Source organism: Microtetraspora niveoalba, from assembly GCF_001570405.1.
Classification (GTDB): domain Bacteria; phylum Actinomycetota; class Actinomycetes; order Streptosporangiales; family Streptosporangiaceae; genus Microtetraspora; species Microtetraspora niveoalba.
Window position 1 is genome coordinate 78,147 of record NZ_BBYM01000004.1, and the last position, 26,595, is coordinate 104,741.

General features: G+C 72.4%; 29 protein-coding genes. 11 read left to right on the forward strand and 18 right to left on the reverse strand.

Going from position 1 to position 26,595, the window contains the following annotated elements:
* Positions 1-57: 57 nt before the first annotated feature.
* Positions 58-954 (reverse strand): oxidoreductase, encoded by an 897-nt coding sequence (locus AWQ70_RS03230; RefSeq protein ID WP_067169979.1) that lies wholly within the window; start codon positions 952-954, stop codon positions 58-60.
* A gap of 115 nt (positions 955-1,069) precedes the next feature.
* Here AWQ70_RS03230 and AWQ70_RS03235 point away from each other — a divergent pair, with 115 nt between their 5' ends.
* Both AWQ70_RS03235 and AWQ70_RS03240 read left to right on the forward strand, forming a co-directional pair.
* Positions 1,070-1,600 carry a TetR/AcrR family transcriptional regulator gene (locus tag AWQ70_RS03235; protein ID WP_067169982.1) on the forward strand — a complete coding sequence of 177 codons (531 nt, stop codon included), beginning with the start codon at positions 1,070-1,072 and terminating at the stop codon, positions 1,598-1,600.
* Entirely contained in the window at positions 1,597-2,067 is a 471-nt protein-coding gene (locus AWQ70_RS03240; RefSeq protein ID WP_218004393.1) for a DUF5360 family protein, read from the forward strand. The genes AWQ70_RS03235 and AWQ70_RS03240 overlap by 4 nt, the downstream gene beginning before the upstream one ends.
* A gap of 33 nt (positions 2,068-2,100) precedes the next feature.
* Here AWQ70_RS03240 and AWQ70_RS03245 read toward each other — a convergent pair whose 3' ends face one another.
* From AWQ70_RS03245 to AWQ70_RS03285, 9 genes are all read right to left on the reverse strand, one after another.
* Positions 2,101-2,943, reverse strand: a complete 843-nt coding sequence (locus AWQ70_RS03245) for a dioxygenase family protein (RefSeq protein ID WP_067169985.1) — start codon at positions 2,941-2,943, stop codon at positions 2,101-2,103.
* 230 nt (positions 2,944-3,173) lie between these two features.
* The gene (locus AWQ70_RS03250; RefSeq protein WP_067169988.1) at positions 3,174-4,160 is read right to left on the reverse strand and encodes an NADPH:quinone reductase; all 987 of its coding nucleotides are present in this window, start codon (positions 4,158-4,160) and stop codon (positions 3,174-3,176) included.
* Between the two features lie 306 nt (positions 4,161-4,466).
* Complete coding sequence (locus tag AWQ70_RS03255) at positions 4,467-5,660, reverse strand: nucleoside/nucleotide kinase family protein (protein WP_067169990.1); 1,194 nt, start codon at positions 5,658-5,660, stop codon at positions 4,467-4,469.
* Between the two features lie 184 nt (positions 5,661-5,844).
* Positions 5,845-6,993, reverse strand: coding sequence for a hydrogenase expression/formation protein HypE (hypE, locus tag AWQ70_RS03260; protein WP_281196827.1), 1,149 nt, complete (start codon positions 6,991-6,993; stop codon positions 5,845-5,847).
* A complete protein-coding gene (gene hypD, locus AWQ70_RS03265) occupies positions 6,990-8,117 on the reverse strand; it encodes a hydrogenase formation protein HypD (RefSeq protein ID WP_067169992.1) in 1,128 nt (375 codons plus the stop codon). The genes hypE and hypD overlap by 4 nt, the downstream gene beginning before the upstream one ends.
* 6 nt (positions 8,118-8,123) lie before the next feature.
* The gene (locus tag AWQ70_RS03270) at positions 8,124-8,402 is read right to left on the reverse strand and encodes a HypC/HybG/HupF family hydrogenase formation chaperone (RefSeq protein WP_067169995.1); all 279 of its coding nucleotides are present in this window, start codon (positions 8,400-8,402) and stop codon (positions 8,124-8,126) included.
* Entirely contained in the window at positions 8,350-8,742 is a 393-nt protein-coding gene (locus tag AWQ70_RS03275; protein WP_067169997.1) for a hydrogenase maturation nickel metallochaperone HypA/HybF, read from the reverse strand. Before AWQ70_RS03275 ends, AWQ70_RS03270 begins: the two co-directional genes overlap by 53 nt.
* Positions 8,743-8,866: 124 nt before the next feature.
* Positions 8,867-9,547, reverse strand: coding sequence for a D-sedoheptulose-7-phosphate isomerase (locus AWQ70_RS03280; protein WP_067169999.1), 681 nt, complete (start codon positions 9,545-9,547; stop codon positions 8,867-8,869).
* On the reverse strand, positions 9,534-10,460 hold the full coding sequence (locus tag AWQ70_RS03285; RefSeq protein ID WP_084516474.1) for an SIS domain-containing protein: 927 nt from the start codon (positions 10,458-10,460) through the stop codon (positions 9,534-9,536). Before AWQ70_RS03285 ends, AWQ70_RS03280 begins: the two co-directional genes overlap by 14 nt.
* A gap of 170 nt (positions 10,461-10,630) precedes the next feature.
* On the opposite strand from AWQ70_RS03285, the gene hypF reads away from it, so the two are divergent.
* The gene (hypF, locus tag AWQ70_RS03290; protein ID WP_218004394.1) at positions 10,631-13,027 is read left to right on the forward strand and encodes a carbamoyltransferase HypF; all 2,397 of its coding nucleotides are present in this window, start codon (positions 10,631-10,633) and stop codon (positions 13,025-13,027) included.
* Between the two features lie 37 nt (positions 13,028-13,064).
* Here the strand turns inward: hypF and AWQ70_RS03295 are convergent, their stop codons facing one another.
* Positions 13,065-13,637 carry a hypothetical protein gene (locus tag AWQ70_RS03295; protein ID WP_245646695.1) on the reverse strand — a complete coding sequence of 191 codons (573 nt, stop codon included), beginning with the start codon at positions 13,635-13,637 and terminating at the stop codon, positions 13,065-13,067.
* Positions 13,638-13,786: 149 nt separating this feature from the next.
* Here AWQ70_RS03295 and AWQ70_RS41900 point away from each other — a divergent pair, with 149 nt between their 5' ends.
* Both AWQ70_RS41900 and AWQ70_RS03305 read left to right on the forward strand, forming a co-directional pair.
* On the forward strand, positions 13,787-14,953 hold the full coding sequence (locus AWQ70_RS41900) for a sensor histidine kinase (protein ID WP_067170006.1): 1,167 nt from the start codon (positions 13,787-13,789) through the stop codon (positions 14,951-14,953).
* Positions 14,950-15,567, forward strand: a complete 618-nt coding sequence (locus AWQ70_RS03305) for a response regulator (RefSeq protein WP_084516475.1) — start codon at positions 14,950-14,952, stop codon at positions 15,565-15,567. Before AWQ70_RS41900 ends, AWQ70_RS03305 begins: the two co-directional genes overlap by 4 nt.
* Positions 15,568-15,586: 19 nt before the next feature.
* Here AWQ70_RS03305 and AWQ70_RS03310 read toward each other — a convergent pair whose 3' ends face one another.
* On the reverse strand, positions 15,587-16,519 hold the full coding sequence (locus AWQ70_RS03310) for a LysR family transcriptional regulator (protein WP_067170013.1): 933 nt from the start codon (positions 16,517-16,519) through the stop codon (positions 15,587-15,589).
* A gap of 76 nt (positions 16,520-16,595) precedes the next feature.
* Between AWQ70_RS03310 and AWQ70_RS03315 the strand changes: the two genes are divergently transcribed.
* Together AWQ70_RS03315 and AWQ70_RS03320 are read left to right on the forward strand one after the other, a co-directional pair.
* A complete protein-coding gene (locus tag AWQ70_RS03315; RefSeq protein ID WP_067170015.1) occupies positions 16,596-17,354 on the forward strand; it encodes a CTP synthase C-terminal region-related (seleno)protein in 759 nt (252 codons plus the stop codon).
* Positions 17,355-17,427: 73 nt separating this feature from the next.
* On the forward strand, positions 17,428-18,750 hold the full coding sequence (locus AWQ70_RS03320) for a hypothetical protein (RefSeq protein ID WP_067170018.1): 1,323 nt from the start codon (positions 17,428-17,430) through the stop codon (positions 18,748-18,750).
* A 17-nt stretch (positions 18,751-18,767) separates the two neighbouring features.
* Here the strand turns inward: AWQ70_RS03320 and AWQ70_RS03325 are convergent, their stop codons facing one another.
* On the reverse strand, positions 18,768-19,169 hold the full coding sequence (locus AWQ70_RS03325) for a DUF3224 domain-containing protein (protein WP_169808614.1): 402 nt from the start codon (positions 19,167-19,169) through the stop codon (positions 18,768-18,770).
* A 188-nt stretch (positions 19,170-19,357) separates the two neighbouring features.
* Entirely contained in the window at positions 19,358-19,627 is a 270-nt protein-coding gene (locus AWQ70_RS03330; protein ID WP_067170021.1) for a helix-turn-helix domain-containing protein, read from the reverse strand.
* A gap of 87 nt (positions 19,628-19,714) precedes the next feature.
* Between AWQ70_RS03330 and map the strand changes: the two genes are divergently transcribed.
* On the forward strand, positions 19,715-20,539 hold the full coding sequence (map, locus tag AWQ70_RS03335; protein ID WP_067170024.1) for a type I methionyl aminopeptidase: 825 nt from the start codon (positions 19,715-19,717) through the stop codon (positions 20,537-20,539).
* 51 nt (positions 20,540-20,590) lie between these two features.
* On the opposite strand, the gene AWQ70_RS03340 is transcribed toward map, so the two are convergent.
* Complete coding sequence (locus AWQ70_RS03340) at positions 20,591-21,346, reverse strand: HAD family hydrolase (protein ID WP_084516478.1); 756 nt, start codon at positions 21,344-21,346, stop codon at positions 20,591-20,593.
* Between the two features lie 412 nt (positions 21,347-21,758).
* Here AWQ70_RS03340 and AWQ70_RS03345 point away from each other — a divergent pair, with 412 nt between their 5' ends.
* Entirely contained in the window at positions 21,759-22,376 is a 618-nt protein-coding gene (locus AWQ70_RS03345) for a collagen-like protein (RefSeq protein ID WP_067170026.1), read from the forward strand.
* Positions 22,377-22,566: 190 nt separating this feature from the next.
* Here AWQ70_RS03345 and AWQ70_RS03350 read toward each other — a convergent pair whose 3' ends face one another.
* From AWQ70_RS03350 to AWQ70_RS03360, 3 genes are read right to left on the reverse strand one after another with little or no spacing between them, the layout of a single operon-like run.
* A complete protein-coding gene (locus AWQ70_RS03350) occupies positions 22,567-23,157 on the reverse strand; it encodes an NADPH-dependent FMN reductase (protein WP_067170029.1) in 591 nt (196 codons plus the stop codon).
* A gap of 33 nt (positions 23,158-23,190) precedes the next feature.
* Positions 23,191-24,555 (reverse strand): DHA2 family efflux MFS transporter permease subunit, encoded by a 1,365-nt coding sequence (locus AWQ70_RS03355; protein ID WP_067170031.1) that lies wholly within the window; start codon positions 24,553-24,555, stop codon positions 23,191-23,193.
* Positions 24,552-25,499 (reverse strand): zinc-binding dehydrogenase, encoded by a 948-nt coding sequence (locus tag AWQ70_RS03360; RefSeq protein WP_067170034.1) that lies wholly within the window; start codon positions 25,497-25,499, stop codon positions 24,552-24,554. The genes AWQ70_RS03355 and AWQ70_RS03360 overlap by 4 nt, the downstream gene beginning before the upstream one ends.
* Positions 25,500-25,589: 90 nt before the next feature.
* Between AWQ70_RS03360 and AWQ70_RS03365 the strand changes: the two genes are divergently transcribed.
* Together AWQ70_RS03365 and AWQ70_RS40390 are read left to right on the forward strand one after the other, a co-directional pair.
* Positions 25,590-26,279, forward strand: a complete 690-nt coding sequence (locus AWQ70_RS03365; RefSeq protein ID WP_067170036.1) for a TetR/AcrR family transcriptional regulator — start codon at positions 25,590-25,592, stop codon at positions 26,277-26,279.
* Positions 26,280-26,338: 59 nt separating this feature from the next.
* Entirely contained in the window at positions 26,339-26,515 is a 177-nt protein-coding gene (locus AWQ70_RS40390) for a hypothetical protein (RefSeq protein WP_218004395.1), read from the forward strand.
* The last annotated feature ends 80 nt before the right edge of the window (positions 26,516-26,595 follow it).

Sequence of the window (26,595 nt, forward strand, 5' to 3'; positions counted from 1 at the left end):
ATCGTGGCGGGCCGGGGTTGCCGGACTCCCCCGTGCCGGGTCGGCGTCCCGGGCCGGTCAGAGCGTGTCGAGGCGGGTCATCTCGTCGTCGGTGAGCCGGAGTGCTCCGGCGGCGATGTTGGCGGCGAGGTGGTCGGGGTTGCCGGTGCCGGGGATGGCGAGCACGTGCGGTCCGCGCTGGAGGGTCCAGGCCAGCCGGACCTGGGCGGGGGTGGCTCCGTGGGCGTGGGCGATGGACAGGATGTCGTCGTTGTCGGTGGCGCTCGCGCCGGCTTCGCGGCCCTTGCCGGCGATGGCGAAGAAGGGGACGAACGCGATGCCCTGTTCGCCGCAGGCGCGCAGAAGGGCGTGGTCCTCGGGGCGGGCGCCGATGCCGAAGGGGTTCTGGACGCAGACGACGGGGGCGATGCGCCGGGCTTCGGCGAGTTGTTCCTGTGTGGCGTTGGAGATGCCGAGGTGGCGGATGAGGCCGGCTTGGCGCAGGTCGGCGAGGGCGGCGAAGTGCTCGGCGATGGAGCGGCCGGTCCGGCTCGGTCGGACGCGGAGGTTGACCACGTCGAGGTGGTCGCGGCCGAGTTGGCGCAGGTTCTCCTCGACCTGGCCGCGGAGTTGGCCGGGCTCGGCCCACCACCAGTTTCCGGAGGGGTCGCGGCCGGGCCAGACCTTGGTGGCGATGACGAGGTCGTCCGGGTACGGGGCCAGCGCGCTGTTGATCAGTTCGTTGGCGGAGCGTAGGGAGGAGAAGTAGAAGGCGGCGGTGTCGATGTGGTTGACGCCGAGTTCGACGGCGCGGCGCAGTACGGCGATGGCGCGGTCGCGGTCGCTCGGGGTGTTGGTGCCGAAGGCTTCGCCGTTCTGGGGCAGGCGCATGGCGCCGAATCCGATCCGGTTGACGGTCAGGTCGCCGAGTTTCCAGGTGCCGGCGGCGGACGCGGTGATCGTCTTTGAGGTCATGGTGGGATTCTTCACCCTTGTGGCCTCTCCCCCGGGCTCGTGTCGTGGTTCTGGTTGTGTCGTGGGGGTGGCATGACTACGGTTCCGACCGTCTGGACGGTCGGGAGGGAGACGGATGCGGGACAGGATTCTCGACGCCGCGGAGCGGATGCTGGTCGAGGGAGGGGCGGACGCGATCCGGTTGGACGCGGTGGCGGCCCGGGCCGAGGTGAGCAAGGGCGGTCTGCTGCATCACTTCAGGTCCAAGCAGGCGCTGGTCGAGGGGGTGCTCGAACGGCTGGTGGAGCGGTTCGAGGCCGAGCTGCCGCCGCCGGGCGCGGAGCCGGGCGCGTTCACCCGGGCGTGGCTGGACGCGGCGATTCCGGGGGCGGATGTGCCCGCGCGGGAGCACGGTGACCAGGTGTCGGTCGCCCTGCTCGCGGGGCTGTCCGGCGGTCCGGAGGTGCTCGGGGTGTTGCGGGGGTGCTATGAGAGGTGGCAGCGCAGGATCGCGGACGACGGGCTCGACCCGGTGACGGCCACGCTCGTGCGGCTGGCGGTGGACGGGTGGTGGATGGCGCGGCTGCTCGATCTCGCTCCGCCCCGTGACGACCTGCATGTCCGGGTGCGGGAGCGGCTCGCGGCGATGGCCGGGGAGGGTGCGTGAGTCCTCGTACGCGGGCGGGCGGGGCCGCGCCGGTGGGTCGTGTGCTGGCGGCGACGAAGGTCGCCATGCTGGTCGCCGACGTGGGCCTGCTCGTGTATTGGGCGGTGGTGTTCGCGGGTCTGATCCCGCCGGAGCTGGCCTACAAGGACTACGACGATCCGATCTTGTCCGACTGGAACGTGTCGTTCGTCGCGCTGGATGTGGCGGCGAGTGTGACGGGGCTGGCGACGTTGTGCTGTACGGCGGCGTGGCGGCCGCTGATGACCGTGTCGCTCACGCTGACGAGCACGGCCGGTCTGCAGGCGGTCGCGTTCTGGGCGTTGCGCGGGGATTTCACGCTCGCCTGGTGGTTGCCGAACCTGTTCCTGCTGCTGTTCCCGTTGCCCGGTCTGGTCGCGCTGGTGCGGGGGCCGGGGCGTACGGCGTGGCGGGCCGGGTGGGAAGGGCCCAGCCGCCGGTGTGCGTGACCGGCGGCTGGGCGGGTGGGAGCGGGCGGTGCGTCAGACCCGCTGCCACAGTGCGGGAACGTTGGGGGGCTCCCAGCCGACCTGGGCGGTGTGTGTCTGGAGGCAGCGGTAGGTGGCGCCGCCGTAGGTGACCTGGGCTCCGGCCTGGTAGGTGGTGCCGGCGCGCCAGGTGCCGCCGGGGGGTGTGCTCGGGGAGACGCTGGGTGAGGGGCTCGGCGACTGGCCGGGGCCGCCGGGCACGTTGAGGACGAAGTCGAACGTGGCCTCCTTGCCCGGGTTGGCCGTGCGGACGTTCATGAGGAGGCGGGGGTCGTAGATGGTGTCGGTGCTGTTGCGGGGTTCGCCCGGGAAGTAGAGCTGGGTGGTGAGGATCGGGCGGTTGGGCGCCTGGACCTTGACGTGGATGTGGCGGGTGCGTCCCGGGTAGAGGCCGGGGACGATCGTGGTGAGGGTGAAGGCGCCCTGGGCGTTGGTGTACTGGTGGCCGCGGAAGGTGAATCCGACGTTGTCGTAGCCGCCGTTGTTGTCGGCCTGCCAGAAGTCGAGCAGCACGTTGGCGAGCGGCTGGCAGGCGAGGCCGAAGACGTAGCCGCTGAGGGTGAGGGGGGTGCCGGGGGTGCCGGGCCCGGCCAGGGTGGTGCGCAGCGGCGAGTTGGGCTTGAAGTACGGGCCTTCGATCTGCGGGATCGTCGGGTCGTCGTCGTCGGAGCAGTAGGGCGTGGGGACGAGGGGCTCGCCCGTGGCCCGCGCGTCGCGGGCCAGGGCGGGGAGCTGTCCGACGAGCAGCGGGAGCGGGGCGACCAGGGCGGCCTTGAGCAGGGTTTTGCGGGTGATGCCCTTGCTCTCCTGCTCCGCGGGCGTGTTCTCGGTGTCCATCAGTGGCCTTCTCGATGTCGGGGTGAGGCGCCCGGCCCGGGTTCCGTCCCTCTCGTACGCCGGCGGGGTGTGGGTGGCGGTCGGCTGGTGTGCGGGGTGGGGACGGTCCGGTCCGGGGCGCCTGGACTGGACCAAAGCTGACACGGAATGGATCAGGTGAACACCTTACAAGTTTCCATAACTGGGTGATATGGATGCGTTTGCGCAGGTGAGTGAGGGTGTGGCCGCGGTCAGGGGCGGAGGACGAGGCGGCCGGTCGCCTGGCCGTCCTCCAGCATGCGGTGGGCGTCGGCGTCCTGGTCCAGGGGCAGGATCTCGCCGACGCGTACGCGCAGGGCGCCGGCGGCCAGCAGGCGGTTGACGAGTGCGGCGGCGTCGGCGAGGTCGGCGGTGGCGGCGTTGGAGATGGCGAAGCCGAGCAGGCGGGCGTCTCGGGTGTAGAGGGATCCGATGGGGATCTCGGCGCGGGCGGAGATGCCGGCGGTGAGCAGGACGCGTCCGCCGCGGGCGAGGAGCGGGGTGACGCCGGGGATGTCGTGGTGTCCGGAGGTGTCCCAGTAGACGTCGATGCCGTCGGGGGTGGCCTTGCCGAGGTGGGTGAACAGGTGCGGGTCGCGGTAGTCGAGGACCTCGGCGGCGCCGAGGTCGTGACAGTGCGGGGCGTCGGCGGGCCGGGCGGTGGCGATGACGTGGGCTCCGGCGGTGGCGGCCATGGTGATGGCGCAGGAGCCGACGGCGCCCGCTCCCCCGCCGATGACGACGGTCTCGCCGGGGCGGACGCGCGCTTCGCGGAAGAGGCCGAGGAACGCGGTGGCGGCGGGGTGGAGGGCGGCGACGGCCGTGACGGGGTCGACGCTGGGCGGGAGCGGGTAGAGCCGGTCGGCGGGGACGACGGCGAGGGTGGCGAAGGAGCCCTGGCGGCCGCCGTGGCCGAGGCTGTTGCACCAGACGCGGTCGCCGGTGGTGAAGCCGGTGGCGCCGGGGCCGGTCGCGGCGACGGTGCCGGTGAGGTCGCGTCCGATGACGAACGGGAAGGGGGTGGGGGTGCGGTAGAGGCCGGAGCGGACGAACGTGTCGACGTGGTTGGCGGCGACGGCGTCGACGTGGACGAGGACGTCGGTGGGGCCCGGCTCGGGGAGGGGGAGGTCGCCGACGCGGATGCGTTCGGCGGGGCCGAGCTCGGTCACGTAGGCGGCGCGCGTGTGCGAGGTGCCCATGGTTTCGAGGTTCTCACGGGTGGGGTGACGCGGCGCGGAGGGGGTGGGCGGTGAGGGGCGGCGCCGTAGACGACGGCGACTTTGTTGTCCAGGAGCATGGCGTGTCCTTCCGCGTCGAGTGGCGGCGGGCCACTCGTTCAACCTACGAGTTGATCAACTCGTAGGTTGAATACGTCGTCCAGTCGAGGCTCCTGGGGGGTGGGGCGACGGCGACCACCCGGTGCGGGCGCGGGCGGCGGCCGCCCGAGCGCGTGCTCCGCTGCTTAGCGGCGGGGCTGCTCAGCGGCGCTGCTCAGGATGAGGCTTTCAGCCGAAGAGATTCGGCCAATCACCGCTGCGAACCCGGACGTCCTCGGCCACCTCTTTCACCGACCGGCCGTCGGTATCGATGCGCAGTTGACCCGCTCCGGCCCGATCGAGCGCGTTGGCCTCGCGTGCCGCTCGTTCGGCGATACGGTGCAGGGCGTCCGGGGCCAGCCCTCTCAGTTCATCGCCCGGTATGGCCGGCCCGCCTCCCCGGCCACGCTGCGCGACGCGCTCGGCCAGCGTTGCCGGCCCGGCATGCAGACGGCACACGGTCAATGCCGCTGCGGGCAGCGACTCGGCGTAGAGGCGGACGGTGTCGGCGGAGTCGGCTTCCCCGGAGACGATCAGGCACTGCGCACCCGCCGCGCGATATCCGGCCCAGATCGCCGCGAGGTTGCGCGCCTTGAGGCCGTGACTGTCCACGTCGTCGTCGGCGACGGGGCGTAGTGCACCGATCTGCTTCACATCGACATAGGCGGCTCGCACGCCGGTGCGGTAGACCTGCGTGAAGATCTCGTAGCCGACCGTCGACTTCCCGACCGCCGTGGCACCGCAGAGCCACAGCACGGGTACCGGCACGGAAGTCGGTGCGGCCTCTTCCCGCGGTGTCGGCGGGGGGTTCCGCCGGTTGACGACGCGCTGAAGCGTGGCAGCGGGAAGGGCACCCGGCCATCCGGCGCCCGGCCATCCCCCGGCGCGGTCACAGATCAGTCGGGCCGTCTCGGAAACCGTGAGGCCGCCGGTATCCACGCACACGTCGGCGTAGTCGCTCCGCTCCAGGGACTCCGCCTCGGCGACCGCGTCCTCCACCAGTTCCGGACGCCACCCCCGCCCAAGAAACCGTTCCTTGAGCTCAGCGTCATCGACGCGCAGTCGGCATATTGTGAACGCGGCGTCGGGAAGGAGGGCCGTGTACTCACGAACCTCCTCGGGAGTGTCGACAAAGCCCGCGAGGATCAGGCACTGCAGCCCTTCGTGCTGAAAGTGCGGCCACATCGCCGCCAGACTCCGCGCGCGGACGCGATGCGTCGTGCCCTCCGGCATGGGATGACACAGGCTGATCTGGTCGGCGTCGACGAACGCCGTCGTGATACCACTGCGGCTCAGCTGCTCGAACACCTCCCAGCCGACCGTGGACTTTCCGACGCCCGTAGGCCCCGACAGCCAGAGCAGAGGCAGCGAAGGGTTGCTCATCCGCGCGACATTAACGGGCTCCCGGTGGAGCGAGCGAGTGTATTTCGCCGCCGTCAGGCGAACTGCCGGGTCCCCTTCGGCCGGGCGGTGCAGATCCCGCAGCCGCGCCGTACCGGAAGCCGAACCGGAAGCAGTCGCGCCGCACGCCGTACGTACCCCGAGGCCTGCGGCCGGGTCCGCGGTGTCAGCAGATGCGCGGGAGGGGGTCGCCGACGAGGAGGTCGACGATGCGGGTGCCGCCGAAGCAGGTTTTGAGGAGGACCAGGCCGGGCGGGTCGTCGCCGGCGTGGCCGATGAGGGCGGCGTCGGCGCCGAGGGGGTGGGAGCGCAGGGCGTCGAGCGCGGCGTCGGCGTGGCCGGGGGCGACGACGGTGATCATGCGGCCTTCGCAGGCGACGTAGAGGGGGTCGATGCCGAGGAGTTCGCAGGCTCCGCGTACTTCGGGGCGGACGGGGACGGTGTTCTCGTCGAGGACGACGCAGACCTGGGAGGCGGCGGCGATCTCGTTGAGTACGGTGGCCACTCCCCCGCGGGTGGCGTCGCGCAGGCAGCGTACGGCGTCGCCGCAGGTGGCGAGGAGGCGGGCGGTGAGGTCGTGGAGGGGGGCGGTGTCGGAGGTGAGGTGGGCCTCGATGTCGAGCTCGCCCCGGGCGAGCATGATCGTCATGCCGTGGTCGCCGATGGGGCCGGAGACGATGACGGCGTCGCCGGGGGTGACGGAGGCGGCGCTGAGGGCGGTGCCGTGGTCGAGGGTGCCGACTCCGGCGGTGGTGATGTAGCAGCCGTCGGCCTTGCCGTTCTCGACGACCTTGGTGTCGCCGGTGACGATGTGGACGCCGGCGGCGCGGGCGGCGGCGGCCATGGAGTCGGTGATGCGGCGCAGGTCGGCGACGGGGAGGCCCTCTTCGAGGATGAAGGCGGCGGTGAGGTGGCGGGGGGTGGCGCCGCACATGGCGAGGTCGTTGACGGTGCCGTTGACGGCGAGGTCGCCGATGTCCCCGCCGGGGAAGAAGAGGGGTTTGACGACGAAGGAGTCGGTGGTGAGGGCGAGGCCGCCGGTGACGGCTCCGTCGGCGAGGGGTTCCAGAAGGGGGTTGCGGAACGCCTCGAGGAAGACGGCCTGGATGAGGGTGTGGGTGGCCTTGCCTCCGGCGCCGTGGGCGAGGGTGATGAGTTCCTCGCGGAGGCGGGGCTTGGCGCGGCGGGCGCGTTCGATGCGGTCGAGGACCTGGTCCTCGCGGGTGGGGTGGTGGAGGTGGCCGGCTTCGCGTACGGCCGTCTCGGCCCAGGGGGCGGTGGTCTCCGGCCCGTGCGGGGTGGGTTCGGTGCTCACCGGCCGGTCGCCTCCTTGACGCGGCTGCGGGAGAAGCGGCCGAAGTTGTAGTAGGCGGCGCAGGCGCCCTCGGAGGAGACCATGCAGGTGCCGATGGGGGTCTCGGGGGTGCAGGCGGTGCCGAAGACCTTGCATTCCCACGGTTTGAGCACGCCTTTGAGTACCTCGCCGCATTGGCAGGCCTTGGGGTCGGCGACGCGTACGCCGGGGATGTGGAAGATGCGTTCGGCGTCGTAGGCGGCGTATTTCTCGGTCATCTTGAGGGCGGAGTGGGAGATGGATCCGAGGCCGCGCCATTCGAAGTAGGGGCGCAGTTCCATGACGCGGCTGATGGCGTTGAGGGCTTTGGCGTTGCCGTTCCAGGGGACGACGCGGGCGTACTGGTTCTCGACCTGGCTGCGGCCGTGGGCGAGCTGGGTGAGGATCTGGTGGACCGAGCGCAGCACGTCGAGGGGTTCGAAGCCGGTGACGACGAGGGGTTTGCCGTAGGTGTGGGCGATGAACTCGTACGGGCGGCAGCCGATGACGGCGGAGACGTGGCCGGGGCCGATGAAGCCGTCCAGGTGCAGGTCGGGTGAGTCGAGGATGGCTTTGATCGCCGGGATGATCGTGACGTGGTTGCAGAAGACGGAGAAGTTGCGGATCCCCTCGGCTTCGGCGCGCAGGACGGTCATGGCGGTGGAGGGGGCGGTGGTCTCGAAGCCGATGGCCATGAAGACGACGCGTTTGCGGGGGTTCTGTTTGGCGATCTTGAGGGCGTCGAGGGGTGAGTAGACCATGCGGATGTCGGCGCCGCGCGCTTTGGCGTCGAGGAAGGAGCCGCGGCCTCCGGGGACGCGCATCATGTCGCCGAAGGAGGTCATGATGACGTCGGGTTGCTCGGCGATGTGGACGGCGTCGTCGAGGCGTCCCATGGGGATGACGCAGACGGGGCAGCCGGGGCCGTGGATGAGGGTGACGGCCTCGGGCAGGTAGTCCTCCAGGCCGTGTTTGTAGATGGTGTGGGTGTGGCCGCCGCAGACCTCCATGAACTTGTAGGTGCGGCCGGGGCGGCAGAGCGGGGCCATCGCTGCGGCCAGGGCGCGGGCCTGCCCGGCGTCGCGGTATTCGTCGACGAAGCGCATCGGGTGTCACCCCTGTTCGATGGTGGATTCGCGGAGGGCGGCGATCTCGTCGTCGTACGGGTCGCCGATGCTGTGGAGGAAGTCGAGCGCGGCGGCGGCCTCGGCTTCGTCGATCTTGGAGAGGGCGAAGCCGACGTGGATGAGGACCCAGTCGCCGGGGGCGAGGTCCTCGCGGTCGAGGAGGCCGATGTTGATGGCCCGTCGTACGCCGCTGATGTCGACCATGGCGAGGTCAGGCGGGTCGTGCAGGATCTCCGCTATCTCGCCGGGGATTCCCAGGCACATGCGCTGCCTCCGTGGTCTGGATGGATTCGAGGACGAGTTCGTCGCCGCCTTCGGTGACGAGGTCGATGCCGCCGCAGCCGTCGCAGGCGGTGAAGGGGTCGTCGGAGGTGGTGATGTGGCGGCAGGTGCGGCAGATGTGCCGGGCCGGGACGATGACGAGTTCGAGGTGGGCGCCTTCGGCGGGTGATCCGGCGGAGACCATGGCGAACGCCTGGTTGACGGCGGGTTCGCTGATGCGCAGGAGGGCGCCGGCGCGGACGCGGGCGCGCTGGACGGGGCGGCCCGCGGCGCGCTTCTCGACGGCGTCGAGGATCGCTTCGGCGATGCCGATTTCGTGCACGGTGGTGCCTTTCGGTCCGGGAGGGGCGGGTGGTGGTTACGCTCCGTAGTCATTCCCGGTCGGGTGGGGGCGGCCGTGCTGTGATCGGGAAATTTCCGGTCAGGGGCTCTTGATCGGCGGGTGGTCAGGCGGGCAGGGAGGCGCCGAGGGCGTGCTGGGTGAGTTCCCGCAGCACGTGGTAGAGGGTGGTCTGCGCTTCCTGGATGCGGTGGACGGACGGTGACGGGACGACGAAGAGGTGGTCGAGGAGGCCGAGTTCGGCGAGTCTGCCGCCGCGGTCGCCGGCCAGGCCGACGGTGAGCATGCCGAGGCGGGCGGCTTCGCGGAAGGCGTGGACGACGTTCGCGGAGCCGCCGCTGGTGGACAGGCCGAGGGCGATGTCGCCGGGCCGGGCGAGGGCGGCGAGCTGGCGGGCGAAGACGACGTCGAAGCCGACGTCGTTGGACAGGGCGGTGACGACGGCGACGTCGCTGGTGAGCGCCAGTGCGGGCAGGGGGCGGCCGGGGTGGGCGGGGTGGAGGAAGGCGGTGGCGACCTCCTGGGCGTCGGTGCTGCTTCCGCCGTTGCCGAAGGTGAACAGCCGTCCTCCGGAGGCGAAGCGGGTGGCCATCTCCTGGGCGCAGGCGATGAGGCGGTCGCCGTCGAGGTCGGCGATGTGGCGGCGCAGCCGTACGATCTCGGCGGCCTTGGCCTCGGTGGAGCGCTGGGCCTCGGCGAGGACGGACCGCAGGTGGTCCTGGTCGGGGTAGAGGAACGGGTACAGGCCCCGCATCTCCTGCGAGGGCGGTTCGTCAGTGACGGCCATGGTGGTGGGCTCCCTTCGTGACGACGGCGATGGCCTCTCCGGCGTGGACGAGGACGGTGTCGCCGACGGTGGCGTCGACGAGGGCGACGCTGATCTCCTCGGTGCCGGTTCCGGTGTCGGCGAGGGCCAGGCCGCCGTGCAGGAGGCGTACGACGGTGACGGGGGTGGCCTGGTCGGAGCAGGTGACGCAGGTGTCGCCGCAGGGGGGTTCGGGTGGCGGTGCGGGCCGGGGGTGGGCCCGGGTGTCGCGGGTCGTGTCCTCGGCCGCGTTCTCGGCTGAGTCTTCCGCCGGGTCGTCGGCGGGGCCGTCCGGGTGGTCGAGGAAGAGGTGCGTGAGCTCCCACAACAGGTGGTAGGTGGTGACGTGGATCTCCTTGACCACGTCCGGGTCGGCGGTGCGGGCGAGGAGGAGGTGGTCTGCGTCGGCGTGCGCTCCCCCGTCCGGTGCCGGGTCCGGTCCCGTGCCGCCGAGCAGGGCGACGGTGAGCAGGCCGAGGTCGCGGGCGGTGCGCAGGGCGCGCAGCACGTTGGGGCAGCGGCCGTCGCGGGAGACGCCGAGGGCGATGTCGTGCGGGCCGGCCCAGCTCGCGAGCTGGTGGGCGAAGGTCTCGGCGAGGCCCTCGCGGACGCCGATCGCGGTCACGGTGGCGGCGTCGTTGCTGAGGGCCAGGGCGGGCAGGGCGCGTTTGCCGACGATGACGGGGTGCAGGAACTCGACGGCGATGTGGGCGGCGTCCGCGCCGGCGCCGCCGTTGCCGAAGACGATGAGCTTTCCGCCGCGGCGGAAGCGGCCGGCCATGTCCCGGCAGGCGGCGGCGATCCGGGTGGAGTCCCGTGCGAGCGCGTGTCCGGGTGCGTCCCGGCGGTGGAAGGCGTCCCGGAGGGCGAGCTGCATTGTGGTTGCGACAGACATGTGTACGCTCCGTTGTTCCGCGTGGCCGTCAGGCTACGTTTCGTGGTCACGGAGGCGGAGGACCGCGGTGAGGGGCCGGGGTAAAGGTCTGCTCACGGGTGGTGGGGCGGCGCGCCGGGGTGGGCGTGGCGGCCGGCGCCGGGCCGTTGGCCGCCGGTGAGGATGGCGGGGTGAGCAGCGGCGAGGCCCGGGGCGGGGCCCGGGACGGAGATCGGGACGGGGATCGGCGCCGGGAGCGGGACGCGGCCGGCGGCGCGGCGCGGGTGCGGATCCGGGTCGAGGGGATCGTGCAGGGGGTCGGGTTCCGGCCGTTCGTGCATTCGCTGGCGAGCCGGCTGGCGTTGTCGGGGCGGGTCGGCAACGACGGGCAGGGCGTGTTCATCGAGGCGGAGGGCGCGGCGGAGGATGTCGCGCGGTTCCAGCGGGAGCTGGCCCGCCAGGCGCCGCCGCTGGCGGTGATCCACCGGATCTCGGCGGCGGCGGTCCCGGTTCTCGGGGAGCGGCGCGAGTGGGGGTTCGTGATCGTGCCGAGCCGGGGCGGGGCCCGCCGGACGCTGGTGTCGCCGGATGTGGCGACGTGCGCGGACTGCCTGTCGGAGCTGGTGGATCCGGCGTGCCGGCGGTACCGGCATCCGTTCGTCAACTGCACGAACTGCGGGCCGCGGTTCACGATCGTGCGGGAGCTGCCCTACGACCGGGCGGCGACGACGATGGCGTCGTTCCCGATGTGCGGGGCGTGCGCGGCGGAGTACCGCGATCCGGGTGACCGCCGGTTCCACGCGCAGCCGGTGTGCTGCCCGCGGTGCGGTCCGGTCCTGCGGTTGCTGGACGGCGGGGGCCGGGAGGTCGCGGGTGATCCGGTGCGGGGCGCGGCCGGGGTGCTGCGGTCGGGCGGTGTCGTGGCGGTGAAGGGGCTGGGCGGCTATCACCTGGCGGTGGACGCGACGGACGGGGCGGCGGTGGCGGCGCTGCGGTCGCGCAAGCGGCGGGAGGACAAGCCGTTCGCGGTGGTGGTGGCCGATGTGGCGGCGGCGCGGGCGTTGTGCGAGGTGGGTCCGGCGGCCGAGCGGCTGCTGACGTCGCCGGCGCGGCCGATCGTGGTCCTCCCCCGCCGGTCGTGCGGCGTGGAGGGGGTGGCGGAGGGGGTGGCGCCGGGTGAGAGCCGTCTGGGGGTGATGCTGCCGTACACGCCGGTGCATCATCTGCTGGCCGGGGAGCTGGCCCGGCCGTACGTGCTGACCAGCGGGAACGTGTCGGACGAGCCGATCGTGCACCGGGACGGGGAGGCGGTGGAGCGGCTGGGCGGGCTGGCGGACGCCTTCCTGGTGCACGATCGGGAGATCCACGCGCGGGCGGAGGACTCGGTGGTGGTGCTCGCCGGGGAGCGGGGTGAGCGGGAGATCCCGGTGCGCCGGTCGCGGGGGTACGCGCCGGGGCCGTTGCGGCTGGCGCGGGCGGCGCGGCGCGGGGTGCTGGCGTGCGGCGCGGAGGCGAAGAGCACGTTCTGCCTGGTGAAGGGGGATCTCGCGTTCCTGTCGCCGCATATCGGGGATCTGGCGAGTTACGCGGCGTTGCGGGCGTTCGTCGACGGGGTGGCGCATTTCCGGCGGTTGTTCGGGGTGACGCCTGGGCTGGTGGCGCACGATCCGCATCCGGAGTACCTGTCGACGAAGTACGCGCTGGATCTGGAGGGGGTGGATCTGGTCGCGGTGCAGCACCATCACGCGCATATCGCGTCCTGTCTGGCCGAGGCGGGTGAGGAGGGGCCGGTCATCGGGGTGGCGTTCGACGGGACCGGGTTCGGGGGCGACGGCACGCTGTGGGGCGGCGAGGTGCTGGTGGCCGACCTGGTGGGGTTCACCCGGGCGGGGCATCTGGCGGCGGTGCCGATGCCGGGGGGCGCGGCGGCGGTGCGGCGGCCGTGGCGGATGGCGGCGGCCCATCTGGACGCGGCGTTCGGCGGGGCGCCGCCGGAGGGGCTGGCGGTGCGGGCCAGGAACGCCGCCCAGTGGGATCGGGTGGTGGCGGTGGCGCGGTCGGGGGTGGGATCGCCGCTCACGTCGAGTGTGGGGCGGTTGTTCGACGCGGTGGCGGCGATCTGCGGGGTGCGGGACGCGGTCACGTTCGAGGGGCAGGCGGCGGTGGCGCTGGAGCGGCTGGCCGACCCGGCGGAGGGCGGGGCGTACGCGGTGCGGGTGGAGGCGGGCGCTCCCCTGCGGGTGCGGGGTGACGATCTGGTGCGTGCGGTGGCGGCCGACGTGCTCGCCGGTGTCGATCCGGGGGTGGTCTCGGCGCGGTTCCACAACGGGCTCGTCGCCGCCGCGGCGGCGGTGTGCGCGCTGGTCCGGGACGGTGCGGCAGGGGCCGGCGCGGGGGTGGGGACGGTGGCGTTGTCGGGAGGGGTGTTCCAGAACGGGCTGCTGCTGTGCCGGCTGGTGCGGGCGCTGGAGGAGCGCGGTTTCCGGGTGCTGACGCACCGGAGGGTGCCGCCGAACGACGGCGGGATCAGTCTGGGGCAGGCGGCGGTGGCGGTGGCGCGTGACGCGGCGGCCGCCGCCGGCCGGTGACGGTAGTCCGGGCGGCGCTCGACGGGCTCTCACGCTGTCAGGAGCGGGGGGCGTCCCGGGTGGGGTGGCTCTCGGGGTTCGGGGCGGTCTTCTTGGGCCAGAGGGTGTAGCTGATGGGCCACAGCAGGGCGATCAGCGGCACCTTGGCGGCCGCGGTCATGAACTCGATCAGCGCCCGGGTGCGGTGCGGGTCGCCGATCAGCTTGTCCATCGCGAGCAGCAGGGCGCAGGTGATGGCGTAGGCGGCGAGGATGCGCAGCCAGATGAGCCATTCGTAGCGGGCGCGGGCCATGCCTCCCGCCGGGGGGCCGGCCGGTGGCGGGCCGCCGGCGAAGCGGTGGGCGAACCGGGCGTCGGCCCACTTCATGGTGCGGTGGCCGAACATCACGGAGAACCCCAGGTAGGCGGCGGCCAGGCCGTGCTGCCAGGTGGCGACCGCTCCCCCGCGTATGTCGATCACGGTGGCGGCGAGGAGGACGAGGTCCAGGAGCGGGACGGCCAGCAGCAGGGCCGCGCCCGTGCGGCGCATGCGCAGCGGGTAGCGCGCCAGGAGGCCCAGTCCGAGGAACACCCAGAAGCCGATTTCACATGCGACGATCACCGCGAGCACTCGCTCACCACCTCCGTCTCCCAGCATGGGGTGTGCGGGAGGGGGCGGGTGTCGTCGCCGATGATGATCGTCGGTACATCCTTCGATGTACGGCGCCGCCGTACGGGAGGGGGAACGGGGCGGTCGGCGAACCGTGGTGGGATGGGGGGATGTCGACTCCCACCAGGCAGGACGCGGCGCTGGCGGCGGCCTCCTTCGCCGTGGGGCTGGTGCTGCTGGCGGGCGGGGCCTACATGCCCCGGGCGACGGCCGCGCCGCTGCTGCTGGTCCCGCTGGTGGTGACGTGCGTCGGCGTGGTGCTGCGGCGGCGCGCGCCGGTGGTGTCGCTGGTGCTGGGCGGCGTCGCGCTGGCCGGGGACGTGCTGCTCGGGCCGTCGCTGGGGACCGTGCTGGTGGTCACGGACAACATCTACGCGGGCGTGCTGTACGGGCCGCGGCGGCTCGGGCGGATCATGCTGTGGGTCACGTCGGTCGGGGCGGTCGCGACCGGGGCGTGGCTGGGGTTGGTGGTGCGGGACTGGCGGGTGCCGGCCGCGATGGCGGTGCAGACGGCGCTGGTGGGGGTCGTGCCGGTGACGACGGCGATCATCGTGCGCCAGCATCGGGACCAGGCGGCGGCCGAGCGGGCCAGGGCCGAGCAGGTGGCCCGGCTGGCGGAGCTGGACCGGCGGGCCGCGGTCACCGCGGAGCGCGCGCGGATGGCGCGGGAGCTGCACGATCTGGTGGCGAACCATTTCAGCGCGATCGCGATCCAGTCGAGCGCGATGCTGGCGCGGGCCGATCTGGACGCGGCGACGACGCGGCGGATCCTGCAGTCGATCAGGGAGAACAGCGTCCAGGGGATGGCCGAGATGCGCACGATGATCGATTTCCTGCGTGAGGACGGGGAGGAGGCCGAGGCCCGGCGGCACCGGTTGTCGGATGTCGGGACGCTGATCGAGCGGGCCGGGTTCCCGGTGGAGCTGACGGTCGGCGGGACGCCGCGCGAGTTGCCGGCGGCGGTGGATCTGGCGGGGTACCGCATCCTGCAGGAGTCGTTCACGAACGTGCTCAAGCACGGGGGCGGCGCGGGCGCCCGGGTGTTCGTCGGCTATCGGCCGGATCTGGTCGAGCTGTCGGTGCTGAACGAGGTGGGCGGGCCGGTGAGCGCGCTGCCCGGGGCGGGGGCCGGTCTGGTGGGGATGCGCGAGCGGGTGACGCTGCTGGGCGGGAGTTTCGAGGCGGGGCCGTACGAGGAGGGGGCGGACGAGCGGGGCTGGCGGGTGCGTGCGGTGCTGCCGGCGGAGCCGGAGGCCCGGGGCGGGGGGCGGTCGTGATCCGGGTGCTGGTGGCCGACGATCATGCGGCGGTGCGGGCGGGGCTCGTCCTCATCCTCGAGGGGGCGCCGGACGTGGAGGTGGTCGGCGAGGCGGGTGACGGGCGGTCGGCGGTGGAGATGGCGGCGCGGCTGCGCCCGGACGTCGTGCTGATGGACGTGCGGATGCCGGTCCTGGACGGGATCTCGGCGACGCGCGAGCTGGAGGGCGTGGCGGACGTGCTCATCCTGACGACGTTCGATCTCGACGAGTACGTGTTCGGGGCGTTGCGGGCGGGGGCGGCGGGGTTCCTGCTGAAGACCACGGACGCCGAGTCGCTCGTGGCGGCGGTGCGGCTGGTCGCCCGTGGTGAGGGGCTGATCTCGCCGGCGGTGACCCGCAAGCTGATCGCGGCGTTCTCCGGGGCTCCGGCGGGGGATCCGGCGGCGCTGGCGGCGCTGACCCCGCGTGAGCGGGAGGTGCTGGCGGGGCTGGGGCGCGGGCTGTCCAACGCGGAGATCGCCCGGTCGCTGGGCATGGCGGAGGCGACGGCCAAGACGCATGTCAGCCGGGTGCTGGCGAAGCTCGGGTTGCGCAGCCGGGCGCAGGCCGCGGTCTACTGGTCGGGGTTGTGACGGGCGGGCCGCGGGCCGGTCAGGACGGGATCTCGGGGTGGCCCGGGACGGCGCCGGGGCCGGGTGCGGGCGGGGCGGTGAGCGCGGCGACGAGGGCCGCGGCGGCCGGTCCCGCGACGCGGCCGTGCAGGAGTTCCGTACGGTGGACCAGGCGTGGGGAGGTGACCGGCACGGCGCGGACTCCGGGGCGGCCGGCCGCGGCGGCGGCGGGCAGGATCGCGATGCCATGTCCGGCGGCGACGAGCGCTACGAGGGCGCCGACGTCGGTGCCCTCGTAGCGGATCGAGGCGCGCGGGGCGTCCGAGGCGGCGGCGGCGCGCAGGTCGGGCAGGGGGGCGGCGGTGTCGGGGGCGTCGATCCAGCGGGCGTCCAGAAGGTCGTCCAGGCGCAGGCCGGCGCGCCGGGCGAGGGGGTGCTCCTCGGGCAGGAGCGCGGTGAGGGGGTCTTCCGCGACGGCGACGGCGGTGAGGGAGCCGAGGTCCGGGAGGCGCAGCGGGTCGCTGGGCGCGGCGACGCCGTCGAGGAGGCCGAGGGAGCATTCGCCGGTGGCGACGGCGGCCACGGCCTCCCGGCGTCCCGTGACGCGTACGGTGACGTCGAGGCGGGGTGTGGCGCGGCGGATCAGGGTGAGGGCGCGGGCGGTGCGGCCGGTCAGCGCGGTGGGGGTGGCGGCGAGCGCGAGGCGTGCGGGCGGCTCGGTGGCGGCGCGCAGGACGTCGGCTCGGGCGACCTCCAGGCGCAGCAGGATCGGGGCGGCGTGTTCGAGCAGCCGTGTCCCGGCTTCGGTCGGGGTGACGGGGCGGCGGTTCAGCAGGGGGGCGCCGAGGTCGTTCTCGAGCGCGGCGATGTGCTGGGAGACGGCGGACTGGGTGTAGCCAAGCTGGCGGGCGGCGTCGGAGAAGGACCCGCAGTGGGCGACAGCCACGAAGGTGCGCAGGAGATGGGGATCCACTCGCATCAGTATCGCTTATGAGGGGACCGCGGATCATCGTTGGTGCTGAACCTGGGTGCCGGTCGAGGATGGGGGCATGGCTGTTTCCCCTTCGTCGTCCCCGTCGTTGTCGTCGTCCGCGTTCGCGGCCCGGGTCGCCCTGGTCGGCGACCGCTCCCCTCATGTGCGCGCGCACGTGCGCGTCCCCTTCCTGCTGGACGCGTTGCGTGAGCGGGAGCTGCTCGACCTGGACGTGTACTGGATCCCCACGGATGAGGTGGGGGACGGCGGTGTCGTGGCGGGGTTCGACGGGATCTGGCTGGTGCCGGGCAGCCCCTACCGCAGTGAGGAGGGGGCGGTCGCGGCGGTGCGCGCGGCGCGGGAGGCCGGGATCCCGTTCCTCGGCACGTGCGGCGGCTTCCAGCACGCGCTGCTGGAGTACGCGCGGAACGTGTGCGGGCTGGCGGGCGCGTCGCACGGCGAGAACGGGCCGGGCGGCGGCCAGTGGGTGATCGCGCCGCTGGCGTGTTCGCTGGTCGGGCATCAGGGGGTGGTGCGGGTGGCGGCCGGGTCGCTGGCCGAGGAGGTGCTTGGGACGAACCGGACGATGGAGCGCTACCACTGTTCGTACGGGCTGAACCCGGATTATCTGGATGTTCTGCGCGAGCACGGCATGCGTTTCACCGGTGTCGACGAGGAGGGGGCCGCGCGGGTGGCCGAGCTGGCGGGCCATCCGTTCTTCCTGTGCACGCTGTTCCAGCCGGAGCTGGGCGGGGACGAGGGCCGGCCGCATCCGGTGATCCGGGCCTTCGCGGCGGCCGCGGCCCGGCGCGCCGCGGCACGGGAACGCGCCTGATCGTGCTCTCCTCGCCCGCCGCGGGCATGACCCCCTCCGATTACGGACAGTTACCACGTGGAGGGAGGGGGTCGTGGGGAGGCTGATCGCGGGGCGGGCGGTGGCGGTGGCGCTGCTGCTCGGCGGCTGCCAGGCCGTCGTGGTGGAGGACGGCGGGAGGCCGGTCGCCGTCGTCTCCCCCTCCCGCCACGGCGCGCCGTCCGGTGCATCACCTGGGACGACCCCGCGACCCCGGGTGACGCCGCGCCAGTACACGGCCAAGGGCCGGCTCACCGTGAGCCGGGGGGCGGTGAGCAGGACGGGCGGCGACTTCCGTGCCGAGGGCGTCAACGAGTCGGCGATCCTCGTGGACGGCCCGGGGAGGCTGACCCTGGTCCATCCGAAGGTCGACAAGAACGGCGACTCCGCGTCGTACAGCGAGAGCAGCTTCTTCGGGGTGAACGCGGCGCTGCTGGCCCAGTCGGGCGGGGTCGCGGCGATCTCGGGCGGCTCGGTGACGACGGACGGCGTGGGCGCGAGCGCCCTTTTCGCCTACGGGGAGAACTCCTCGGTCACGATGACGGGCGGCACGATCGAGACGTCCGCCGACTACTCCCACGGGGGTGTGGCGGCCGACACCGCGCGGACGACGCTGGCCAGGGTGAAGGTCGCCACGGCGGGCGCCCACTCCGCGGCGGTGATCGCGGCGCGGGGCGGCGGCGTGGTGACGGTGGTCGGCGGTGAGCTGTCCACCTCCGGCCCGCTGTCCGCGGGGGCGTACAGCATGGGGTCGGTGACGGGCGTGGGAGCCCGCATGGAGTCGGAGAAGGCCGAGGGGCTGGTCGTCGACGGGGCGAGCCGGATCTCGGTCAAGGACTGCCTGGTGCGGGGCGTGGTCGGGGCCCGGCTGTACCGGCTCGGCGGCCGGCGCCAGGGGCCCGGCGTGCTGACCGTGGAGGGCGGGCGGCTGCTGGCGGACGACGGCGAGACGTTCGTGGTCAGCGGCACGACCGCGTTGATCACGGCGCGGCGGGGGGTGCGGGTGCGCAACAACGGGCGGCTGCTGAGCGCCGGCCCGATGGGGCGGGCGACCCTGGTGGTGGAGGGCAGCGCCCTGTCCGGCGACGTGGTGGCCGACGAGACCAGCGTGGCGCGGGTGGAACTGCGGCAGGGCTCGAGCCTGAGGGGGCGGATCTCCCGGGCGGCGCTCGCGCTCGACGGGTCCAGCCGGTGGACGGTGGCCGACGATTCCGTCCTCACCGCGCTCACCGGCGTGCGGCTCAGGGGCGGGGTGGCCGAGAACGTCGTCGGGAACGGGCACGACGTGCGCTACGAACCCCGCCTGCCCGAGAACGCTCCTCTGGGGGGCCGGTCCTACGCCCTGGTGAAAGGGGGGCGCCTGCTCCCCCGCCGCTGATCTCCGGGCCCGGCGGGTCAGCCGAGTTCGTAGTCGAGGACGAAGGAGTGCCGGCCGTCCTCGACGATGATCCTTCCTTCCCCGCGCAGGCCGGTGAGCTCGCCGGTGCCGGAGGTGGGGACGATCAGCCAGCGCATCCACTGCTCGCCGTTCTCGCTGCCGGCGCTGTGCTGCAGGACGAAGGTGCCCGACCGGCCGCCCAGGGCGCCCTCGACGTGTTCGATCCCGGTGTACGCGGCGGGGCCGGCGTCGGTGGCGACGGTGAGGATCTCGGTGGTGCTGGATCCCTCGAGGTCGCCCTTGAACGCCTTGGTGAGGCGTACGCGGGTGATCGTCGCACCCTCCCGCTTGTCCGTGGCCATCTCGGTCCAGTCGGTGATCTCGAAGGTGCCGGTCGCGTGCCTGGTCATCGTGGTCATCTCGCTCTTCGTCGCCGGATGAGGTCTGCCGGGCATCCGGTGGGACGCCGACGTCCACGAGCATGCATCGTGTACCTGTCAGACGGCGTCAGGTAGGCCCCGGTCTCCTGTCCCCGGCCCGCGGCGCGAAGCAGGGCGGGCGTCACCGGCGGCCACCGGGACTCCGCGGGCGGGCAGCGCGACAGCGGCTACGAGACGGCTTCCAGCGGTAGGTCGTTGCCGCGCCAGGTGGCTGCCAACTCCTGAAGCGGCACGTTGAGCGCCTCGCCGAGGCAGACGATCGTGCCGAATCCGGGGGACGGCAGTCGTCCGCTCTCGATCTTGCGCAGGGTTTCCGGCGAGATGCCGGCCGCGTGCGCGACTTCCGCCAGGTCGCGTCCCGCTCGCGCCTGGCGCAGCAGGGCACCCAGGCGCCTGCCGGCTTCGATCTGCTCAGGTGTGAGCGGTTGACGGACCATGCACCCAGAATAGGGCTGGTATTACTATACCGGCAAGTGTTAGCGTGACGGTATAGTAATACCAACATCCTGAGACGCGAGGTATTCGTGATCGAGCTGAAGACGCCTGCGGAGATCCAACGCATGCATGTGGCCGGGCGTTTCGTCGCCGAGGTGCTCTCCGAGGTCGGCCGACTCGCTGACGTGGGCGTCAACCTGTTGGACCTGGAGCACCACGTGCGCGGCATGATCGAACGGCGCGGGGCAGAGTCGTGCTACTGGGACTACGCGCCGTCCTTCGGGCGCGGCCCGTTCCGCAACGTCATCTGCCTGTCCGTCAACGACGCCGTCCTGCACGGCCTCCCCCACAACTACACGCTGCGCGACGGGGACGTGCTCAGCGCGGACCTGGCGGTCAGTGTCGACGGCTGGGTGGCCGATTCGGCGCGCACGGTCGTCGTCGGCACCGCTGCCGAGGAGGACCTGCGGATCATCCGCGCCACCGAGGAAGCGTTGGAGGCGGCGATCGAGGTGGCACGTCCGGGCAACCGCCTGGGCGACATCTCGGCGGCCATCTGGGCGGTGGCCCGCGACTACGGCTATCCGGTCAACACCGAGTTCGGTGGCCACGGCATCGGCCGCACCATGCACGAGGAGCTCCACGTTTCCAACAAGGGCCGGGCAGGCCGCGGTCTGACGCTCCGGCCGGGGCTGACCCTCGCGCTCGAACCCTGGTTCGCGCGGACGACCGACCGGATCGTGTACGACGCCGACGGCTGGACCATCCGGTCGGCCGACGGCTCACGCACGGCCCACTCCGAGCACACGATCGCCATCACCGAGGACGCCCCCTTGGTGCTCACCCGGCGTGAATCGGAGAACCCGGCAACGCGGGCCGATTCCGCCAGTCGGCTATCCGCTAAGGACGCCTAGATCGCCCTGCTCAACCGATGCCGGCCGACTTCGAGGAGTTCCTGGCGAAGTTCACCGCCGAGCTCGCCGAATCCGGGGAGCTGCCGTACGTGACAGGTGGTCGGGGAGGTCGGTGAGTCGTTCGATGCGGAGCACCGTCTCGTCTGCCGTCGGCGACGGTCCACCGGTGACGAAGTCGATGCCGCGGTCCAGCCAGATGCCGGTGAGCCCGGCGAGCGCGGCTGCGTTCACGTCGCTTTCCAGCATGTCGCCCACGTTGACCGCCTGCGCGGGGTCCGTCCCCATCCACCGGCAGGCGGCGGCGTAGGCGGCGGGCTTGGCCGCGCCGAGCTCGGTCGGGGTCAGGACGGCTTCGAAGTATTCGAGGAGGCCGAAGCGGGCGAGCTTGGTGCGCTGCTGCTCGGGGTTCCCGTTGGTGAGAACGGCCAGACGCGGTCCTCGGGGAAGCCGTTTCAGGGTCTCCAGGCATGGCTGGACATCGGGATAGCACCGCCAGGACTCCTCGAACACGGTGAGGTAGCGCTCGGCGATCCAGGCGTCCAGAAGGCCGGGACTTTCAGGAACCGGCTCGCCGAGCATCGGCAGGAAGGAACGGAGCCTGCGCCGGTGGTGCTCAGCGAAGGAGCACTGACCGGCCAGGTATTCCCGCATGTGGCGGCCCTCCAGCGTCCACCACAACGTCACCAGCTCCTCCGGTGAAGCCGTCGCGTTCGGCGTGGCCCGGACGATCTGGCCGATCGTTTCCAGGACCGCGCTTCGGTGATCGACCAGGGTGCCGTCCAGATCGAAGAAGATCACATCCGCCATAGGGTGATCATCTCGTGGCGCTTGTCCCTGACGCCAGATGGGGGCGCGGCAACCTTGGCCCCCTCGGCCCCATCTGCCTGAGGTGCCCGTCACGGGCCTTGCGCGGAGGCTGCCGACGTCTTGGCCGCCTTCCTGACGGCTTTGCACCAACCCGCCCCCAACCGGGCTCCCACCGGCCGGGACCGCGGAGGGCCGCCGGCCGACTACGCCGAGGGTTCGCCAAGCAGCTCGCCTCGGCCACCGAGATGGGGCTGATCCCCCGCCCGACGGGCGAGCCGCATCGGGCGGTGAGGTGTCCGGCGGACCCGGCCGCACGCCTGTCATCCGCGCGGCTGATCGCCATCCCCCGCGCGGCGGACGCGCGGTGCGGGGCGGCCTTTCTAGCGTTACCCGTCCAGGGAGATCACGACGTGTGAGGTGGATCATGGTGGGGACGCGCAACAGGATCGGCCGGGGTGGGTGGCTGGCTGCCGGGGTGGCGGCGGGGTTGGTCGTGGGCGGGGCCGGGGTGGCGGTGGCCGCGCCGGCCCCGGCGCCGGAGATCGTGGCGTGCGTGGGACCCGACCGAGTGCTGCGCCTGCCCGGCGGTGCCACGAGCAGCCCGCCGGCGAGCGTGGCGGCGGCCACGGGAGAGGCGGCGGAATGCGCCTCCAGCGAGATCCGGATGACCTGGAGCGAGACAGGCCCGCAGGGCCCCCGGGGGCCGGCGGGGGAGGCCGGTCCGGCCGGGCCGAAGGGCGACGCCGGTATCTCCGGGCTGGAGTGGATCTACAAGCGCATCACCATCCCCGCCAACGACGAGAGCTACCAGCAGATCCTCTGCCCGGAGGGCAAGGTGGCCATCAACGGGTCGTACAACTTCCTGAGGGCCGAGTCGCCCATGCCCGGGTATCCGCTCACCTCCGTATCCGTTGGCCTGTGGGGTAGAATCCCCGATTCCCTGCCCAATGAGTGGGGCATCAGGTACCACAGCAAGAACCCCTACAAGGTCTGGCTCGACCTGGGGGTCCTGTGTGCCACCGCCTCTTGATGAGGGCCGGCGGAGCCATGGGCCGCCGTTGCGGGTGCGGTCGTCGCCACGCCGATCCATGCCGTCATGCCGCACTCGCCCTGGGCACAGCCTTGTCGCCTCGGATGCGGGCTTCTGGCTCGGGTCAGCGCATGTCCGCTGAGGCGGCTCTCGCACACCTGGCGGACCAGGCCTGGAGTGGGCGCGGTTCCTACGCGGTCCCCGACATGCCTTTCGCCTGCCACGTGTCACGCAGTGTCTTCAGGGCACCGCCCCAGGCGAGGAGCTCGTCCAGCATGGCAGTGACCGCATCGGCGTGGTGGGCCGCCGGGGTAAGGACGTGGAAGTTCTCGAAGTCCGTGGCCAGGGACAGCGCGATCTGGGTGCGTACGTCGGCGACGTGCAGTTCACCCATGATCAGGCGCAGGTGCTCCACAGCTCGGACGCCTCCCGCACTGCCATAGCTGACGAAGGCGGCGGCTTTGTTGTTCCATTCGGCGTACAGGAAGTCGATGGCGTTCTTCAGTACGCCTGACGTCGAGTGGTTGTACTCGGGGGTGACGAACACGTACGCGTCGAAGGACGCGATCTTGTCGGCCCAGGCCCTGGTGTGCGCGTTGGCGTAGTGGCCCATCGCCGGTGGCAGCGCCTCGTCCAGGTGCGGCAGGTGGAAGTCCTTGAGATCGACGATCTCGAACGAGGCGTCGTCCCGTCCGGCCGCCAGATCGTGAACCCAGCGTGCCACGGCCTCGCCGTTGCGTCCCGGGCGGGTGCTGCCGATGATGATGCCTACTTTGATCATGAATACGTCCTTGGTGGGTTCGACAAGTGCCGATCATTTGCGGCTGGGCAGGCTTGCGGCCATGACCAGGCCGGCCACGGTGAGGATGAACATCCAGGTGAGGGCTGGGGTGAAGCCGCCGGCCTGGAGGATGACGGCCATCAGCGCGGTGCCGGTGGCGGCGCCGATCCGTTGCACGACGGTGCTGGCGCTGGTGGCGTGCGGAATGGCGGCCGGACGCAGGGTGCGGTAGACGGCGACGCTGACGGGCAGGCCGGCGACGCCGAATCCGACTCCGCGCAGGAGCAACGCCACGCTCAGCGGGAGGGTGCCGGTGCCAGGGGTGGCGAGGACGAACGGAAGGGTGCCCACCGTGGCCGCGGCCATCCCGGCGAGGGCCAGCGGACGCGGCGGCAGACGGTCGGCGTACCGTCCGACCAGCAGGGACGCCAGTGCGATACCGAGGGTTTGAGGGGCGAGCGCGAGCCCGGCATCGAGCGCGGACAGGCTATGCAGACGCTGGTAGTACAACGGCAGCAGGAACATCGGCCCCCAGCTCGTGACGCCGAGGACGAACATCATGACCGTCCCCGACCGGAAGGCGCGGTCGGCGAAGAGCCGCAGGTCGAGCAGGCTCGCCTCGGTCCGGCGGAGCGAGCGTGTGATGAACGCGGTCAGGAGGCCGGCCCCCGCCACCGCCATCAGGGTCGCGGCCCCGATCCCGTCCTGTGTCTCCAGCCCGGTCAGCGCGTGCAGCAGGGTGACCACTCCGGTCGGCAGCAGGAGCAGCCCGACAAGGTCGAGACGACGTCCGTCGCGTTCCTCATCCGGGGGGAACCACCGCCATGTCATGGCCAGCGAGACCAGGACGAGCGGCACGTTGACGAGAAAGACCCAGCGCCAGCCCCAGCCGTCGATCAGCACGCCGCCCAGCACTGGCCCGGAGATCGGGGCGATCTGCCCGACGAAACCGACCTTGCCCATCACCCGGCCCAGGCGTTCGGGTCCCGCGGCCCGGGCCAGGACGAGCTGCGTCACAGGCAGGATCATGCCGCCACCCAGCCCTTGCAGCGTCCGGAAGGTGATGAGCGAGCCCGTCGACCATGCGGTGCCGCACAGGAGCGACCCGAGCAGGAACAGCCCCAGGGCCGTCAGCCACACGGCGCGGGCGCCGAAGCGGCCGACCGACCAGCCCACCAGCGGAATGACGGCGGTCATCGCCAGCACGTAGGAGGTGGTGACCCACTGGATCACCGTCACCGGCGCGGCCAGGTCCCTGGCCAGCTCGTCCAGCGCCACCGCGACGATGGTGGTGTCCAGCAGCGCTGCCATCGCGCCCACCAGGACCGTCGCGGTCAGCGGCAGGAGTGCGCGGGCGGTCGTGGCAGAGGAGGCCGGGCTTGCGTTCGCCGTGCTCACGGGATGAGCAGGGTCTTGCCGATCGTGGCGCGGGCTTCGATCGCCCGGTGCGCCTCGGCGGCCTCGGACAGAGGGTAGGTCTGGCCGACGACCGGGCGCAGCCGACCGGCCGCGGCGTGCGCGAGCGCCTCCTCGGCCAGCGCCCGGATCTCCGCAGGGGCGGGCACGCCGCCGTCGGGGACGACCGTCACATGAGGGGCCGGCTTGGTCCAGGAGCCGGAGGCCATGCCGTACACACTGGCCCGGCCGCCGGGCCGCACGGCGCGCATGCCCTGCGCGCCCACGACGCCGCCGACTCCGTCGAAGACGAGATCGACGCCTCCGCTCATCTCGGTGACCTCGCGTTCCCACCCCGGTTTGGAGTAGTCCACGTAGGCGAGAGCACCCAGCGAGGTGACCAACTCCTCCTTGCCCGGACCGCGGGCGGCGCCGACCACCTTCGCCCCCGAGGCGGCGGCCAGCTGGACCAGCAGACTGCCGACACCGCCGGCGGCCGCCTCCACCAGCACCCACTCGCCCGGACGCACCTCGGCCTGCCGGTGCAGGAGCACCGCTGTCCGCCCATCGGCCAGCAGCGCCACCGCATCCCGTAGCGTCACCTCCGCCGGGACGGGGACGAGGTCCTCCGCCCGGGCCACGGCCAACTCCGCATAGCCGCCGGTGCCGCCTGTCGTGGTCACCACGGTCTGTCCGACCAGCGCGGCATCCGCCCCCGGGCCGACAGCCGAGACGCGCCCGCCCACCCCGTTGCCGGGGATGCGCGGAAGCGGTGGCCGCTGGTGGGCCGCGGGACCGCGACCGGCCCGCACCTGTGTCTCGACGTACGTGATCCCGGCATAGTCCACCGCCACGAGCACCTGCCCCGGCCCCGGCACCGGGTCTTCGACCTCCCGGATGCGCAGCACCTCCGGCCCGCCGAAGCGGTCCATGACCACAGCATGCATGACTGCCTCCTCAATAGGAGCGAATCGCTCCGATTGAGAGGAACTTACAACCGGAGTAATTCGCTCCGCAAGTTCGGGTATCCTGCCGGCATGACCGAACCCAAGCGCCGCGGTCCCCGTCAGGCGGAAGCAGAGCGCAACGACCGGGCCCTCCTGCGGGCGGCGCGCCAGGTGCTGGCGGCCGACGGAGGACACGCTTCGGTCGCAGCCATCGCAGCGGCCGCCGGGGTCGGCATAGGCAGCCTCTACCGCCGCTACCGCACGAAGGAGGAGCTCTTCCAGCGGCTGGCCGAACTGTCCCTCGACAACTGGAATCAAGCCGCCGAACGAGGGCTCGCCGAGGACGATCCATGGGAAGGGCTGGCTTCCTTCATCGTCACCTGCGCCGAGTTCGGCCAAGGTTCGCTCGCCCCGATCGCCGGCACCATCGAGGTCACCAAGGAGATGCAGGCCAAGTCCGACCGCTCGGATGAACTGCTCGCTGCGCTCGTCGCGCGCGCCCACCAGGCCCGCGTGCTCAGGCCGGACGTCACTGCCGTCGACATCTCGCTGCTGATCGAGCAGTTCGGCAGATCGCCCGCCCTGGACCAGCTGCGCAAGCAGGGCCGCGAGGACCTCATCGAAGCCGCCGCCAACGCTCACAAGCGCGTTCTCGCCATCGCCGTGGACGGCCTGCGCGCCTGCCACTCGCGTCCGCTACCCGGCAACCCGCCCACTGACCAGCTCTTCAGCGAACGCTGGGCACACGAAACCGGCCGCGACCGCCGCTGGACAGGCTGATCGACGACCTTTACTACCTGGAGGGTGCGCCGCCGTACGCCCGGCTGACGCTGCCGCCGATGCCGGCGGCGTTGCTCATCGTCAACCTCGGGGCGCCGTTCCGCATCCGCGCCGGCACCGACATCGAGACGGCCGAGTACGCCGACGGCTGCGTGGTCACCATGCCCACCCGCGCGTTGGAGTTCGGCTACCCACTGCGGACCCGGTCGGCCGATGCCCGCGGCCGAGCTGTGTGACCGGCCGGTGACGGCCGGTACGTCGAAGTCCGCCGCGGTTCCTGCGCGAACATCCCGGCCACGCGCTGGACGGCTGGCCG

Coding starts and splice junctions, on each gene's coding strand:
- AWQ70_RS03350 (WP_067170029.1), bottom strand. CDS start 23,157: ATGATCAAAGTAGGCATCATCATCGGCAGCACCCGCCCGGGACGCAAC.
- AWQ70_RS03250 (WP_067169988.1), bottom strand. CDS start 4,160: ATGGGCACCTCGCACACGCGCGCCGCCTACGTGACCGAGCTCGGCCCC.
- AWQ70_RS03330 (WP_067170021.1), bottom strand. CDS start 19,627: ATGGTCCGTCAACCGCTCACACCTGAGCAGATCGAAGCCGGCAGGCGC.
- hypD (WP_067169992.1), bottom strand. CDS start 8,117: ATGCGCTTCGTCGACGAATACCGCGACGCCGGGCAGGCCCGCGCCCTG.
- AWQ70_RS03360 (WP_067170034.1), bottom strand. CDS start 25,499: ATGCATGCTGTGGTCATGGACCGCTTCGGCGGGCCGGAGGTGCTGCGC.
- AWQ70_RS03270 (WP_067169995.1), bottom strand. CDS start 8,402: ATGTGCCTGGGAATCCCCGGCGAGATAGCGGAGATCCTGCACGACCCG.
- AWQ70_RS03280 (WP_067169999.1), bottom strand. CDS start 9,547: ATGGCCGTCACTGACGAACCGCCCTCGCAGGAGATGCGGGGCCTGTAC.
- AWQ70_RS03285 (WP_084516474.1), bottom strand. CDS start 10,460: ATGTCTGTCGCAACCACAATGCAGCTCGCCCTCCGGGACGCCTTCCAC.
- AWQ70_RS03365 (WP_067170036.1), top strand. CDS start 25,590: ATGACCGAACCCAAGCGCCGCGGTCCCCGTCAGGCGGAAGCAGAGCGC.
- AWQ70_RS41900 (WP_067170006.1), top strand. CDS start 13,787: ATGTCGACTCCCACCAGGCAGGACGCGGCGCTGGCGGCGGCCTCCTTC.
- AWQ70_RS40390 (WP_218004395.1), top strand. CDS start 26,339: ATGCCGGCGGCGTTGCTCATCGTCAACCTCGGGGCGCCGTTCCGCATC.
- AWQ70_RS03315 (WP_067170015.1), top strand. CDS start 16,596: ATGGCTGTTTCCCCTTCGTCGTCCCCGTCGTTGTCGTCGTCCGCGTTC.
- AWQ70_RS03255 (WP_067169990.1), bottom strand. CDS start 5,660: ATGAGCAACCCTTCGCTGCCTCTGCTCTGGCTGTCGGGGCCTACGGGC.
- AWQ70_RS03325 (WP_169808614.1), bottom strand. CDS start 19,169: ATGACCACGATGACCAGGCACGCGACCGGCACCTTCGAGATCACCGAC.
- AWQ70_RS03340 (WP_084516478.1), bottom strand. CDS start 21,346: ATGGCGGATGTGATCTTCTTCGATCTGGACGGCACCCTGGTCGATCAC.
- AWQ70_RS03235 (WP_067169982.1), top strand. CDS start 1,070: ATGCGGGACAGGATTCTCGACGCCGCGGAGCGGATGCTGGTCGAGGGA.
- AWQ70_RS03245 (WP_067169985.1), bottom strand. CDS start 2,943: ATGGACACCGAGAACACGCCCGCGGAGCAGGAGAGCAAGGGCATCACC.
- AWQ70_RS03230 (WP_067169979.1), bottom strand. CDS start 954: ATGACCTCAAAGACGATCACCGCGTCCGCCGCCGGCACCTGGAAACTC.